At 56.1% G+C, this 13,004-nt stretch carries 16 protein-coding genes; 5 read left to right on the plus strand and 11 right to left on the minus strand.

The genetic code is table 11. The features are described 5' to 3' along the window. Positions 1-68: 68 nt before the first annotated feature. The gene (locus MJ257_RS10810) at positions 69-290 is read right to left on the minus strand and encodes a hypothetical protein (protein WP_240269261.1); all 222 of its coding nucleotides are present in this window, start codon (positions 288-290) and stop codon (positions 69-71) included. A 25-nt stretch (positions 291-315) separates the two neighbouring features. After that, on the minus strand, positions 316-1,140 hold the full coding sequence (locus tag MJ257_RS10815) for a hypothetical protein (protein WP_240269262.1): 825 nt from the start codon (positions 1,138-1,140) through the stop codon (positions 316-318). A gap of 372 nt (positions 1,141-1,512) precedes the next feature. On the opposite strand from MJ257_RS10815, the gene MJ257_RS10820 reads away from it, so the two are divergent. Beyond that, positions 1,513-1,752, plus strand: a complete 240-nt coding sequence (locus tag MJ257_RS10820; protein ID WP_068785922.1) for a hypothetical protein — start codon at positions 1,513-1,515, stop codon at positions 1,750-1,752. Between the two features lie 82 nt (positions 1,753-1,834). Here the strand turns inward: MJ257_RS10820 and MJ257_RS10825 are convergent, their stop codons facing one another. Then, complete coding sequence (locus MJ257_RS10825; protein WP_240269263.1) at positions 1,835-3,055, minus strand: MFS transporter; 1,221 nt, start codon at positions 3,053-3,055, stop codon at positions 1,835-1,837. A 223-nt stretch (positions 3,056-3,278) separates the two neighbouring features. Between MJ257_RS10825 and MJ257_RS10830 the strand changes: the two genes are divergently transcribed. Then, on the plus strand, positions 3,279-4,058 hold the full coding sequence (locus MJ257_RS10830) for an alpha/beta hydrolase (RefSeq protein ID WP_240269264.1): 780 nt from the start codon (positions 3,279-3,281) through the stop codon (positions 4,056-4,058). Between the two features lie 72 nt (positions 4,059-4,130). Here the strand turns inward: MJ257_RS10830 and rsgA are convergent, their stop codons facing one another. The 4 genes from rsgA to MJ257_RS10850 form a co-directional block, all read right to left on the minus strand. Beyond that, positions 4,131-5,225, minus strand: coding sequence for a ribosome small subunit-dependent GTPase A (gene rsgA, locus MJ257_RS10835; RefSeq protein WP_240269265.1), 1,095 nt, complete (start codon positions 5,223-5,225; stop codon positions 4,131-4,133). Positions 5,226-5,254: 29 nt separating this feature from the next. After that, complete coding sequence (locus MJ257_RS10840) at positions 5,255-5,398, minus strand: hypothetical protein (RefSeq protein WP_240269266.1); 144 nt, start codon at positions 5,396-5,398, stop codon at positions 5,255-5,257. A gap of 311 nt (positions 5,399-5,709) precedes the next feature. Beyond that, positions 5,710-6,426, minus strand: a complete 717-nt coding sequence (locus tag MJ257_RS10845) for an HAD family hydrolase (protein ID WP_240269267.1) — start codon at positions 6,424-6,426, stop codon at positions 5,710-5,712. 95 nt (positions 6,427-6,521) lie between these two features. Beyond that, on the minus strand, positions 6,522-6,989 hold the full coding sequence (locus MJ257_RS10850) for a DUF3939 domain-containing protein (RefSeq protein WP_240269268.1): 468 nt from the start codon (positions 6,987-6,989) through the stop codon (positions 6,522-6,524). 224 nt (positions 6,990-7,213) lie between these two features. Here MJ257_RS10850 and MJ257_RS10855 point away from each other — a divergent pair, with 224 nt between their 5' ends. Further along, complete coding sequence (locus MJ257_RS10855) at positions 7,214-8,206, plus strand: YpdA family putative bacillithiol disulfide reductase (RefSeq protein WP_240269269.1); 993 nt, start codon at positions 7,214-7,216, stop codon at positions 8,204-8,206. A gap of 30 nt (positions 8,207-8,236) precedes the next feature. After that, on the plus strand, positions 8,237-8,689 hold the full coding sequence (locus MJ257_RS10860) for a DUF441 domain-containing protein (protein ID WP_178022371.1): 453 nt from the start codon (positions 8,237-8,239) through the stop codon (positions 8,687-8,689). A gap of 20 nt (positions 8,690-8,709) precedes the next feature. Here the strand turns inward: MJ257_RS10860 and MJ257_RS10865 are convergent, their stop codons facing one another. From MJ257_RS10865 to MJ257_RS10875, 3 genes are all read right to left on the minus strand, one after another. After that, positions 8,710-8,982 carry a hypothetical protein gene (locus MJ257_RS10865; RefSeq protein WP_240269270.1) on the minus strand — a complete coding sequence of 91 codons (273 nt, stop codon included), beginning with the start codon at positions 8,980-8,982 and terminating at the stop codon, positions 8,710-8,712. A gap of 71 nt (positions 8,983-9,053) precedes the next feature. Further along, the gene (locus MJ257_RS10870; RefSeq protein WP_240269271.1) at positions 9,054-10,826 is read right to left on the minus strand and encodes an ABC transporter ATP-binding protein; all 1,773 of its coding nucleotides are present in this window, start codon (positions 10,824-10,826) and stop codon (positions 9,054-9,056) included. Between the two features lie 44 nt (positions 10,827-10,870). After that, positions 10,871-11,815 (minus strand): phosphotransferase family protein, encoded by a 945-nt coding sequence (locus tag MJ257_RS10875; RefSeq protein ID WP_240269272.1) that lies wholly within the window; start codon positions 11,813-11,815, stop codon positions 10,871-10,873. A 151-nt stretch (positions 11,816-11,966) separates the two neighbouring features. On the opposite strand from MJ257_RS10875, the gene MJ257_RS10880 reads away from it, so the two are divergent. Next, positions 11,967-12,470: a hypothetical protein gene (locus MJ257_RS10880; protein ID WP_059045177.1), complete on the plus strand. Its 504-nt coding sequence runs from the start codon at positions 11,967-11,969 to the stop codon at positions 12,468-12,470. 115 nt (positions 12,471-12,585) lie between these two features. Here MJ257_RS10880 and MJ257_RS10885 read toward each other — a convergent pair whose 3' ends face one another. Beyond that, the gene (locus MJ257_RS10885) at positions 12,586-12,885 is read right to left on the minus strand and encodes a HesB/YadR/YfhF family protein (RefSeq protein ID WP_240269273.1); all 300 of its coding nucleotides are present in this window, start codon (positions 12,883-12,885) and stop codon (positions 12,586-12,588) included. Positions 12,886-13,004: the final 119 nt, after the last annotated feature.

The raw sequence follows: 13,004 nt of genomic DNA on the forward strand, positions 1-13,004 counted from the left end.
CACAAAAAACAGCCGCCCCTTAAGGGACAGCTGTGCTCCTTGAATTTAGGTTTAGGTTCAATCGACGCTTACCCGGAAACGAACTGGATGACGCCGATCAGAATCAGCACAAGGTACACTGCGGCGAATCCGATAAAAATCGATAACGCGATCCTGCCCAAACTCCCTCCTCTTCCCTCGTTCTTTCTGAGAAAAGGGTCGGAATAGGTCCTTTGCTCCCGTTTCAAGCGTTCGACTTCCTCGCGGAGTTCTCGTACCTCTTGCCGCAGTTCTTCGAGATCTTGCTCCATCCCGTTCCACTCCTCCGTTCGCTCTTCACTCGACTTCGGCCGGCTGTTGGAACCATTTTAGCAGAATCTCCTGGAATTGTTGACGGGGCGTGGGCGTTGCGATCATCCAGTCTTCATCGTCCTTCGCGCTAAAGCGGATCAGCCAGTTCATATGCGAGTTGTTCATGAACTGCATCTGCTGCGTCTCCCAGTAGTCGCCGCGGTTGGCATAAAACTGGATTTCTCCGTGCGCGAGCGGCGCCTTCATGCATTTCGCCAGGGCAATGCTTCCTTCCTCATCGTCCGTCATGTCGGCCAGCAGAGCGGCCAGGCGATTCGAATCCTGCTCCCCTGCCTGGCTCATCACCGCGTCAAATTGTTTCTTGGACATCATCAACGCGGGAAGCTCGCTCGGCGTCCGCGAGTTCCATTTCATTCGTCCCGCCAGCGATCCGCTCAGTTGTTTCCCCCCGATGGTCCGTTCGATGAATATACCGCCAGCGTCCCCGGTCAACCGCTCCAATCGAATCACCTGATCGCCGGAGATATGCAAATATTCCTCGAAGCTCCGTTTCCCGCAAACGTAGGTCAGCCGGCAAGCTTTACCGGCAGCGGATGCCGCCGTCAGGTGGTCCATGACGTGCAACGGCAGGCTTAACCGTTCTCCTAGCTTCGTCTCCGCTAAATACCCCTTGTTGCTTAACGTTTCCCTTGCGTTTCCGGCTTCCGGGTCCGGCGTCTCCCGCAAAAACACATGAAAGGGATGGTGCGGATCCAGCCATCGGTTTAAACCCAGCCGTTCTGCCAAATACAACCATTCTCGCGCTTGAAGCACCACTTTTTCCTTGCGGGGAGAATCCGTAATCAACATCCGTCCACCTCCTTCAGATTGGGTCTTGCTTCCGCTGTACGACTTATGGGCCGGTACTAGACACGGCGATTTCATCTCCCGCTTCCGATGCAGTAATCATACCATTATTCCTTTTCCCGATGCTCGGAAATTTTTGCCAATCTATTACATTGTACCCATGAAAATAGGAGGTGAAGCACATTTTTTCATAGAGGATGAAACTTTTTAATCCGGGTGTCCGTATTAGTTGTATATGGCGTGCATACCGTGACCTCCGTCCTGTTTTGCCCGTTGTCATCAAACTTTTATGTAAACATAATGTTTTCTTAATCATTTTTTAAGTTTTCTATTCTACAATGTGTACTATGAAACCACTGTATAGAGGTGATTCTTATGAAAATCTTGATCAACTTCCAAAATAATTTGGTTCCGGTTTATTTCAACGTCGATAGCAAGCAACCTGTGCAGCGGACTTTGAAACTGCTGACGAGTGCGCTCGAGTACAAATATTATAATGGCAAGCAAGCCTTGAAGAAGTGCCTGAGCTCCCTGATCAGCATTGAAATTGAGGGCTCCGAAGCGATCTTGCACAGCAAAAGCGAATTCGATTCCCTTGCGCTTTCTCTCTATTAATCTAGCGGCGGCCATTTCATAGGAAAAGGCTCCGTGCTTCAGCTTATCGCTGACGGCACGGAGCCTTTTTTTGATCTTCCGGCTACTCTCTCGTCTCGAAAAACTCATTTTCGTTCGGACGACGTCCTACAAATAACGGCTTGAACCGAAGCGTAGCCGCCGTCAATGCCAACAATGCCCCATTCAGGACGAACACCACCGGTATCGAGATCCATCCGCCCAGCGCGCCGCCGGCGATCGGTCCAACCATGTTGCCTAGCTGGCTGGCGGACTGGTTCAAGCTGAATGCTCGGCCGCGAAATTCCGGTTTGGTCGCCTGCACGATCAAGGCGTTCAGCGCAGGGAATACGGCGGCGAAGAACAAGCCGTAAACGAAGCGCAGGATTCCGAACCCGACCAAGGAATGGAAGAAATGCTGCAGAATATTGCCGACTCCGCCGCCGATCAAGCCGATCATCAGCGTGTTGCGGTAGCCGATCTTCTCCCCGACCTTCCCCCAGAACGGTGCGGCGATTACGGTGGAGATCCCCACCGCCGAGAAGATGATTCCCGAACTAAACGAGGCGTCGGAAGCCGAAGCCCCTAGATCAAGCACGTACAGCGAAAGCAACGGTTCGAGCACCATCACCGAAGCGGTTACGATGAGCACGATGAGCAGCTTTCCCATCAGCGGACGATTCGCCGACGCCTCCTTGAGATCGTCCAACACATGCGAACGCTCGCGGTTGCGGTCGAAATTCTGCTCCTTCACGAAGATCAAAGCGATCAGCGCCGAAATTAGCACCACGCAGCCCGACGCCAGAAACGACTCCCGGTAGCCGATAAATTTGCTGAGCGAACCCCCAACCAGCGGCCCGATAATGCCCCCTGCCGCTCCAGCCGTCGACATGATCCCAAGGGAGTATCCGACATGCTTCTCCGGCGTATTCGTCGCGACCAATGCGATGGCGGAAGGCACATAACCGGCTAAGAGCCCTGACAGGATGCGGACCGCGATCAGTTGGTAAGGATCTTTAACGAAGAAGTATAGGAGATACACCGCACTTAGAGCGAACCCGGAGCGAAGCAGCATCGGTTTCCTTCCATACTTGTCCGACAGCGATCCCCAATACGGAGAGATCAAAGCGCCGGCCAAGAACGTCACGCCAAACGCAACCCCCGACCATAGGGTCAGGTGCTCGGTCACTCCGAGATCGTGTGCAATAAATAAGGACATGAATGGGATGACCATGGAATACGCGGTGCTGCAAAAAAATACGCCAAGCCACAGCACGTACAGATTTCTTTTCCAGGGGAAATTCACTTGATCCACCCCCAGCGTTGTTACTTTCCAGCCCTGGAACCAACCCGTTCTTTCTATTTTAGCACGATTTCTTGTCAAGCGTTCCGAACGATTTCGGATTTCCACGTTTCCACGGTATAATGGACGGTGTAAATGAGCGATTATCTAAATTTCCGTGTCCGCTTCGGTAAACGCTTACTTCGGGTATGGCGAGGCGGCATGAAGTCAAAGGAGCATGAATGTTATGGCACTGTTTCAATGTCGTTTTTTCTCGGAAGTGTTGGGTCTAAGCACGTCCATGACCGTCATTCTGCCGGAACCCGCGCTATCGCAAATCGGGATGTCCGCCCCTGCGGTGGCCGGGCCGTATCCGACCCTTTACCTGCTACATGGCATGTCGGACGACGACTCGATTTGGCTGCGGCGCACGTCCATCGAACGGTATGTCTCGGGCATGGGGCTGGCCGTGGTGATGCCGCAAGTCGATCTGAGCTTCTATGCGGATATGGCCTACGGCAACCGCTACTGGACGTTCGTCAGCGAGGAGTTGCCGCGGCTATGCCGGTCGTTCTTCCCGTTATCCGAGCGGCGTGAGGACACCTTCGTCGCCGGTCTGTCGATGGGCGGTTACGGCGCCTTCAAGCTGGCGCTGCGCAAGCCGGAGACGTTCGCCGCCGCAGCCAGCTTGTCGGGCGCGCTCGATATCGCGAACAGCCGGCACGGATTGTCGCCGCTGTTCGAGCGGATTTTCGGCGAAGCCGGCCCCCAGGGCACGGACAATGACCTGCTGACGCTACTGGATCCGCTCGCCAAGGACATGCAAGAGGGCAAGCCGATTCCCGGGCTGTACCAATGCTGCGGCACGGAGGATTTCCTCTACGAGGACAATCAGACATTCCGCGAAGCATGCGCCCGTGCAGGCCTGCCCCTCACCTATGAAGAAGGCCCGGGCTCGCATGAGTGGGGGTTTTGGGATGCGAAAATCCAGGACGTGCTGAAATGGCTGCCGCTTCAGCCGAAGTAAGATAAACCAATCGCCGGTCAGGGAATAATTCCTGACCGGCGATTTTGATCTTGCTGACCTTACAGGGTCATTCTATTCCCAGTCGCTGGCGTAGCGCCGGCGCTGTTCGCCTTTGCCGCGCGGCTCGTGGCGGCCGGTTTTGCCCGACGTTGCGGCGCGGACCGAGCGTTGGCGGGTTTGCTCCTTGGCGGCCTGAAACTTCAGTTCCCGCTGCGTTTTCAGATAGTTCTCAAACCGCTTGCGCTCCAACTGACCGCTTTGCAGGGCCTCCCTGACGGCGCAGCCGTCCTCGCGTTGGTGCCTGCAGTCGTTGAAGCGGCATTCCTTCGCCAGCTCCTCGATGTCGCCAAACGCCTCGGACCATCCGCCCTCGTCGTCCCACAGCTGCAGCTCGCGCATCCCCGGCGTATCGATCATGACCGCGCCTTGCGGCAACACGAAAAGCTCGCGGTGCGTCGTCGTATGCCGCCCGCGGCTGTCGTCCTCGCGGATGGCCTGGGTCTTCTGCATGTCTTCCCCGGCCATCCAGTTCAGGATCGTTGACTTCCCGGCTCCGGACGAACCGGTGAGCGCGACGGTCACTCCCGGCTTCAGCAACGCATCCACTTGCTCCCGGCCGAGATCCTCCAAGGCGCTGACCGCGATAACGGGCACGCCGGGGGCGACCGATTCCGCTTCGGCCACGTAACGCTCCGGCTCGTCGCATAAATCGGCTTTGCTCAGCACGATGACCGGCGAAGCTCCGCTATTCCAGGCCATGATCAAATAACGCTCCAACCGGCGAAGATTGAAATCCATGTTCAGCGCGGCGACGAGAAACAGCAGATCGACATTGGCCGCAACGACTTGTTCGGTCGGCACCGAGCCGGCGGCCCGCCGCGAAATGCGGCTGCTCCGCGGAAGCATGCCGTGGATGACGGCATCTCCGCCGGTGTCGCTAAGGAAACGCAGCGCGATCCAATCCCCGACCGCCGGATATTCGCTTCGTTCTCCCAGATCAAATTGCAGGCGACCGCTCATTTCTGCCCAGCCTTCTCCCCGCTCCGTGGCGACCCGATACTTATGGCCATGATCGGCGATGATCCGCCCCGGCCAGACTTGCTCTAACCCCAGTCCGCGAAAAGCGCTCTCCCGCTCCGGGTTCCATCCTAAATCCTGTAGATTCAATGCGTATTCCTCCCAGGGCTTCTTTGCCCTCAATTCATATGATTGATGTTCTTCCTTCCGACGATTCGTCTTAACGTCTCCTTGGCGGTCCTAGCCTGCAGCTGCGGCGCCTCGCACGCAGCCGCAGCAAAAAAGCCGCGGGACCCATCGTCCCGCGGCTTCCATCCAGGCACCGGGAAATGAAGCGGCTAAAAACCAACGTCTCCTTCCAGGAGACGCCAGCCGATCCATTCCCGGGCCCGGGTTCCCGCCGTCACCCCAAGGGGACGGCGGACGCAAAAAAGCCGCGGGACGTGATAACGGTCCCGTGGCTTCGCGCTGCTTGCACATGAATCGAATACACGACCGTGATTCGAATCAGGCGCAGCGTCTTATTTTCCCGCCAAGGAGACCGTATTTACGCGCACTACAAGTACTTTCACCATAAATAACAGCCTCCTTCATAAGAATTTGTACACATCATACTTGATGACGGGCGGCTTTGTCAATCCTTTCCTGTCCGGCACGGCTCCTGTCCGTATTGTTCCAGCAGTTCCGGGATTTCATTCAGCTCCGATATCGTCCGCCAAGGCTTGCCGCCCTCCAGCGTTTCGTCCCAATCATGCTTGCGCCGCAGCCAAATGCCGCGGATTAGGGTTTGGGCCGCTCCCCAGATATCGTTGCGGGGGTGATCGCCGACGATGACCGTCTCCTCCGGCAAGGTTCCAAGCCGCTCCAAGGCCAGCTCGTATATCCGCGGATCCGGCTTGCGGATTTCCACGTCCCCGGACACCACGATCGCATCGAAAAACCGGCGCAGGCCCAGCAAATCGATTTTTGCATGCTGCAAATGGCTATACCCGTTCGTGATGATTCCGAGCCGAAGTCCCTTCTCACGGCATGCCTGCAGGGTATCCTCCGCATAATCCATCGCTTTGGCATGGGTCATATAATAACGGTCGTAATACGACTTCAATTCTTCCAGCGTCGTCTCCTTAGCCCAAGGCAGCCAATCCAGCAGTTCCTGAAAAAATCCTTCCTTCGGCCGGTATCCATCCCGGTCGCGTTCGATCATTTCGGCTACCAACGCTTCCCGGCGCATCTCGTCCATCGGCACCAGGCACTCCCGCACCAGTTGGGAGGCGAAGCTGCGAAACGTGTGGTCCCGATCCATCAACGTGTTATCCAGGTCAAACAATACGGCTTTCAGCTGCAATCCCATTTCCCCACTTTCCCTGTTGTCTCTCTCTATTGTAAAACAACCTGTCAAATCAAAAGCGCACCCCCGGGTTACCGGAAATGCGCTCTCGGCGTTCGTTATATCACTTGTTTGGGACGATGGGTCAGCATCATTTCCTGATCCGTCACGTAGAGCGGGAATGGCGGAAGCTCTTTCAAATAATGCTCCCGGATCAACAGCCGGCAATCGACCTCCAACAGGCGCGATTCGTCCAGCACCGGAAGCTTGCCTTGTTCCTCGACGTAGTTATCCACGGCGGCTTGCACCAGATCCAGAAAATACGGGATTTCCCGTTCGTGTTCTGCAAATATTTCATAGGTTTCCTTCGACAAGAAAAAGCGTTGATCCGCAATCCCGCCCAAATAACGCGACAGGCGTTTCATATCCAGACTTCCGTCCGGCAGCAGCAACGATAACCGGTTTATGCCATCGGGCATGTCGGCTTCGTAGCGCAGCACGGCGCGTCGAACTTCGTCCAACGTAACCTGGATGGCATTCGGGACCAAGGCGCGGGCAGGTTTGCGTTTCTTAAACCAGGACAGCATGTTCGGCACCTCCCAATAGTCCTTAAAATTTTAGGTAACCGCTTACACTACTAGTGTACTCTAAAATTCCCGGTTTGAACCTTCGAAAACGAAGTTGTCATAGGATTGCCACAACCTTCTCCCCTAAGCAACGCCGGTCGATGGTTGGCAATTCCCGATCATTTGCGGTAGGATGGAATTGTTTTGAAAAATCGTTTGAAATCTATGTAAATGAGGAGGTTCCCATGCTGGATGTCATCATCATCGGAGCGGGGCCGTGCGGTCTGTCGGCAGCCATCGAATGCCAGCGTCGCGGACTGCGGGTGCTCGTTCTGGAGAAACATTGCCTTGTCCATTCCATCTATTCCTACCCGACGTACATGCAGTTTTTCAGTACGGCAGAGCTGCTGGAAATCGGGGATGTTCCGTTTGCCTCGGCGAACGATAAACCTTACCGCCATGAAGCGCTAGCCTACTACCGCAAGGTCAGCGATCACTATGACGTCCCGGTTTCGGCTTACGAGGAAGCCAACGAGGTCGTACGGCAGCCGGACGGCTCGTTCGTGGTTCGCTCGGTGAAACGCGGCGGCGAGCAAGCGGAGTATCAGGCCAGACATGTCATCATCTCGACGGGATATTTCGATCATCCCAATATTTTAGGCATTCCGGGAGAAAATACCGACAAGGTGACGCATTATTTCCAGGAGGCGCATCCGTATACAGGTACGAAGGTCACCATTATCGGCGGCAGCAATTCCGCGGTCGATGCCGCGCTGGAGCTGGTTCGCGTGAACGCCGAAGTGACTGTCGTATATCGCGGGGATGACTTGTCCGGGAACATCAAACCGTGGGTGCGTCCGTTGTTCGAAAGTGCGGTGAACAAAGGAAAAATCGCCTTGCGCTTAAACTCGCGGGTGGTCGAAATCCTGCCCGACCGCGTGGTGATTGAAGCAGCTGGCGGAGAAACGTCGGAGCTGGCCAACGATTTCGTACTGGCGTTAACCGGGTTCCGGCCGGATCGTAAGCTGTTGTTCTCCGCCGGAGTCGAAATGGCCGGCGACATGGAGAAGCCGGTGTTCGATCCGGAGACGATGGAGACGAACGTACCCGGACTGTATGTGGCGGGGGTTATCGCATCCGGACGCAACGCCAACGAGGTCTTCATCGAAACCGGGCGCGGCCACGGCAAGCTGATCGCCGAGCATATCCTCGGTTCGCAGGCCGCGGGCAACGAATAAACTATCGGATTTCACCGCAGGAGGTGGATCATGAATCAAATTGACGTGACGGCCCTGCTGCTTCTGCTGCTGGCTGCGCTCGGCATCTTCAGCAATAACATGCCGATTACTGTGGCGATGATCGTGTTGCTGCTGCTACGCGTGCTGCACATGCACTATACGTTCCCTTGGCTGGAGAAATACGGCCTGACGCTAGGCATCATCATTCTCACCATCGGGGTGATGACACCCGTCGCCAGTGGCAAAATCTCCATCCAGACGTTATGGGCTTCCTTCTTCCACTGGAAATCCCTGCTTGCCATCGGCGTCGGCATGCTTGTGGCCTGGCTTGGCGGCCGCGGCGCGACCTTGATGGGCAATCAGCCGACCGTCGTCGCCGGCCTGCTGATCGGGACGGTGCTGGGCGTCGCCTTCTTCCGCGGCGTCCCCGTCGGCCCGTTGATCGCCGCCGGCATCTTGTCGCTGGTGATCGGGAAGCTATAGCGGCGCAAAAAAAGGTTGTTCTACCGGCGAAAGTTTTCCGGTGAGAACAACCTTTTTTGAGTTACTTTTTCATCTTTTCTCCCCGCAAATGCCCAATTTGAGCAAAATAGAGTGAAATCATCACCCAGATTGCGAGATACAGCGGTACTTTTTGCCCTTATTTCGCCTAAATGAGCATAATCGGATAAAATAGCGGTAAAAAAAGTCCTTATTTTGCTCAAAGTCTGCAAAATCCGGCTATCAAGGTGCGTATTGCGAGAAATAGCGGTACTTTTTGCCCTTATTTCGCCCATTCCGGCTTAGGTGGACGAAATAAGGCCTTTTTTTGTCCTTATTTTGTGCTGAAGAAAAAGGGAGCACGCCCTCACCCCAACTCCCCGCTCTCCACTGGGCTCAGGTGCTGGATGTTGTACAGCTGCGCGTACACGCCGTCCGAGTTCGCCATCAGCTCGTCGTGCGTACCGCGCTCGGCGATCTCACCGTTCTTCAGGACGATGATCTGGTCGGCGTGGGTGATCGTCGACAGCCGGTGCGCCACGATCAGCGTCGTGCGGGCGCGTGACAGCTGCTGCAACGACTGCTGGATCAGGTGCTCCGACTCCAGGTCGAGCGCGGACGTCGCCTCGTCGAGCACGAGGATCGGCGGGTCTTTCAAGAAGACGCGGGCAATGGCGATCCGCTGCTTCTGCCCGCCGGACAGCTTGACGCCGCGCTCCCCGACCTCGGTGTCGTAGCCTTGCGGCAGCTGCATGATGAAATCATGCGCATTGGCCGCGCGGGCCGCCTCGATCACCGCATCCTCGTCCGCGTCCGGCCGGCCGAACAAAATATTGTCGCGCACGCTGCCGCTAAACAGGAAATTGTCCTGCAGCACCATCCCGATCCGGCTGCGCAAGCTTTCCATCGTCCATGCGCGGACATCCCGGCCGCCTACCGTCAGCGTCCCCCGCTGAACGTCGTAGAACCGCGGAATCAATCCGACGAGCGACGATTTCCCGCCCCCGCTCATGCCGACGAACGCGACCGTTTGGCCGGGGTTCACCTCGAGCGAAATGTTTTTGAGCACCCAGTCGCCGTCTTCCCGGTACTTGAACCAAACATCCCGGAACATCACGCCGTGGCTACCCTGCGGCAGCACCGCCGCGTCCGGCGCGTCGGTCATGTCATACGGTTCCTCCAGCAACTCCAGCACCCGCTCCCACGAAGCCGAAGCCTGCGTCAACGTCGTAGATGAGTTAATCAACCGTCGCAACGGGGCGTATAACCGGTCGAGATAGCCGAAGAAGGCTACAAACGTCCCCAAGGTCAAATCCCCGTAAATCACCTGGTAACCGCCGTACCCGATCACGAGCAGCGGCGCGATGTCGGTGAGCGTGTTGATGATCGCAAACGTCCAGGCGTTCCAGCGGCTGTGGGCCAGCGCTTTATGTAGAAACCGTCCGTTGGTGCCTTCGAACTTCTTCCGGTCATGCCGCTCCAAGGCAAAGCTGCGGATGACCGAGATGCCCTGAATGCGTTCGTGCAGATAGGCCTGAATGCCGGCGAGCGCCGCCGAGCGGTCTTTGGTCAGCTTCTTCAAGCGTTTGTACAACACTTTCACCGCAATCGCATACAAAGGGAAGATCGCGATCGACACGAGCGTCAGCCAGGGATTCAAATAGAACATGAAGCCCAGCACAAAAACCAACGTAAACATGTCCAGCCAGACGTTCATCATGCCGACCTCGACGATGTTCTTCGTCTGCTCGGCGTCGTTGATGAAGCGGGAGATGATCTCCCCCACCTTCGTGTTCTGGTAATAGCGAAGCGATAGCCGCTGCAAGTGGGCATACAGCTTGTTGCGCAAATCGAACAGGATCCGCGCCGTGATCAACTGGGCAAAATACTGCCGCGCATATTCCACCGGACCGCGCACGATCACGAACAGGAACAGCGTGGCCCCGAGTACGATCATCAACTGCGATACTTTATGTTCAAGATCGATCGCGCCGTTCAGCAAAATATCGTCCACTACGTACTTCTGCACCAACGGCAGCAAGGAAGGAATGCCGAATTTCAGTATCCCGATAAATAAGGTAAGCAAAATCCATTTCGTATAAGGCCTAACGAAGGTCAAATAGGCTTTCCAATGTTTCAATTTGCGAGCACATCCTCTATTTGTTTCTTTCCTGTCCTATCGGATCAATCCAACTTTCGAGCCAGACTCTCAGCATATTCGTCCAAGCGGCGGGCGATCCACTCCGGCGATAGGGCGGTTAGCCCCAAATCCGGCCAGCCCTGGTACACTTCGGGAGGTCCTGGCAGCATTTCGATCAGGCATAACATATCCCAATAGGGATCGTTTACATCGCATCCGTTTTGCTGAGTCGCCGCTAGATAGCTGTCCAAAAAGGCGTCCGCCGCCTCCACGCCGTACATCTGCGCGAGATTCAACCGGCAGTGGCCGGTATCGATTGCGGCCGGCCCCATGCAGGCGTTCACCCAATCCACTACGCCGCTGACTTGCCCTTCCCGCCACAGCACGTTCGTCGGATGATAATCGCGGTGAATGAACTGCGGCCGGTACGATGGGGGCGGTCCTTGAACGCGGCCGATGATTCCCCGCCACGCCTCGGGAACGCGGGTCCACTCCGGCACGGTCAAACGAGCCACCTCGTTGTAGGTAAAATAGCTCCATCCGATCGGCGAAACATCCGCCGCGTGGAGATCCGCTAGCGTCCGGGCAAGCCCGTCCAGCCAACCCGGCAGATCCGCCGGGTCCAGCACCACCCGGCCGGGCAGCCGGGTCATCAGCACGGTCGGCAGGCCGCAGGCACCGCCGTCCGGATCGCAGGCGAGCCAGCGCGGCGACGGCAGTCCCGCCGCGCCGGCCGCCTGCAGCGCCGCCGTCTCGTGCAAAGCAAGCTCCGGCTCTTCCCGCAACCACTCCGTATTGGTAAATTGTCTTAGCACCGCTTCGTGGCAGGTATCTCCTTGGTTTATTTTTAACCCAAAAACCGCCGATGAAATGCCGCCTTTCAAAGACACCGCCGAGACCACCTTGGCGCCTTGCCCCAACCGTTCCTCTGCCCAGCGAAGCGTTTCTTGCGAGAGTCCGGCGGATCCGTTCTCCATGCTCCCGTTCATCCCCATCTGCCCCCTTTCCATAGATAAAAGCCGATTTTCATGCGGCAAAGCTGAATTTATCCATCGGTTGTGGTATACTCCTTAATAAATTGAGTTGTCATAAGCATTACATGGACAGCTACGAGTTACAGGCCGTTTTAGGAGGATGACCATGTCACGCCGATTTGTGATCGAAGCCGTGATGGTGGCGATATATGGTGAATTGCTGGTGCCGGGTGCGCCTGTGGAATATATTGTACCTTACACCACCGTCATGGAGCTTTATGAATTTCAGAACAGTCCGGAGCCGCTGATGAACGACCCCGTCGACGATATGCACGTGAAGCAGAAAATCAGCGAATTGATCGCCTATCTCGAAGAGCCGCTGAACCGCAAGAAACTGGAACGGGCCCTTACCGTACCTTGGTCCAAAAGCCCTTCGATCCTGTTCGGCGATCATGTGACCTGGACCGTGGTGAACGCGGTGGACAACGAACAATACGGGGAGTTCCTCGATCCGATCGAAACGGAAATCGTCCTGACCGCTCAGCGGGAGAACGTGCCAATCCTGACCGACCAGCTCGAACTGATCCGGCGGATCATCGAGGCGGAGGTGCCGGTGCAGGTTTACGATATCGGCGATTTTGAATACGCGATGGAAGACAGCATCATTTGACCGTTGCCGGGCCACGCGCCCGTCCGCCCCATCCCACAAAGATAAAGGCCCGTGCAGGTTGACGGGCCTTTTTGTTCTTTCGCTAACTTTGCAGCCGCTGACCAGCGTCCCCAGCTTAATTCGGTGCCGCAGCCTCGTATTCATATTCGATGTCGCCCAACTGCTGGTCATAAGTCACGTTAAGATGATATCCGTCGAGATACCACATATCCTGGTCTTCCATGAAGAACGTAATGCCCTCCACTTCCGCTTTGATGCCCGGGGACACGGGCTGATCGACGTCGATCCCGAGCGAGAATCCCGGATGCAGCTTGCCTCCCGCGCTATATCGCGCAAAGAAGCGTACCGCCTGCCCCGCCTCGAGTCCAAGTTCCTGCTTAAACCACTCGGCGGCTTCGTTACTCACGTGAATCATGATAGATTCCCCTCCTCTTCTTGCATCCAACCTTATTCGCGGTGCTTCAATCCGAACGGATTGAACACTTATTTTTTAAGTTTATTGTAGACGAAACCGCGCCAAAAGCCAAACCTTTG

The sequence above is a fragment of the Paenibacillus timonensis genome (assembly GCF_022427145.1).
GTDB lineage: Bacteria > Bacillota > Bacilli > Paenibacillales > Paenibacillaceae > Fontibacillus > Fontibacillus timonensis.

Bases quoted from the DNA above. Each gene is read 5' to 3' on its own strand.
- MJ257_RS10810 (WP_240269261.1), bottom strand. From the start codon at position 290: ATGGAGCAAGATCTCGAAGAACTGCGGCAAGAGGTACGAGAACTCCGC.
- MJ257_RS10815 (WP_240269262.1), bottom strand. From the start codon at position 1,140: ATGTTGATTACGGATTCTCCCCGCAAGGAAAAAGTGGTGCTTCAAGCG.
- MJ257_RS10820 (WP_068785922.1), top strand. From the start codon at position 1,513: ATGAAAATCTTGATCAACTTCCAAAATAATTTGGTTCCGGTTTATTTC.
- MJ257_RS10830 (WP_240269264.1), top strand. From the start codon at position 3,279: ATGGCACTGTTTCAATGTCGTTTTTTCTCGGAAGTGTTGGGTCTAAGC.
- MJ257_RS10845 (WP_240269267.1), bottom strand. From the start codon at position 6,426: ATGGGATTGCAGCTGAAAGCCGTATTGTTTGACCTGGATAACACGTTG.
- MJ257_RS10850 (WP_240269268.1), bottom strand. From the start codon at position 6,989: ATGCTGTCCTGGTTTAAGAAACGCAAACCTGCCCGCGCCTTGGTCCCG.
- MJ257_RS10855 (WP_240269269.1), top strand. From the start codon at position 7,214: ATGCTGGATGTCATCATCATCGGAGCGGGGCCGTGCGGTCTGTCGGCA.
- MJ257_RS10860 (WP_178022371.1), top strand. From the start codon at position 8,237: ATGAATCAAATTGACGTGACGGCCCTGCTGCTTCTGCTGCTGGCTGCG.
- MJ257_RS10865 (WP_240269270.1), bottom strand. From the start codon at position 8,982: ATGGGCGAAATAAGGGCAAAAAGTACCGCTATTTCTCGCAATACGCAC.
- MJ257_RS10875 (WP_240269272.1), bottom strand. From the start codon at position 11,815: ATGAACGGGAGCATGGAGAACGGATCCGCCGGACTCTCGCAAGAAACG.
- MJ257_RS10880 (WP_059045177.1), top strand. From the start codon at position 11,967: ATGTCACGCCGATTTGTGATCGAAGCCGTGATGGTGGCGATATATGGT.
- MJ257_RS10885 (WP_240269273.1), bottom strand. From the start codon at position 12,885: ATGATTCACGTGAGTAACGAAGCCGCCGAGTGGTTTAAGCAGGAACTT.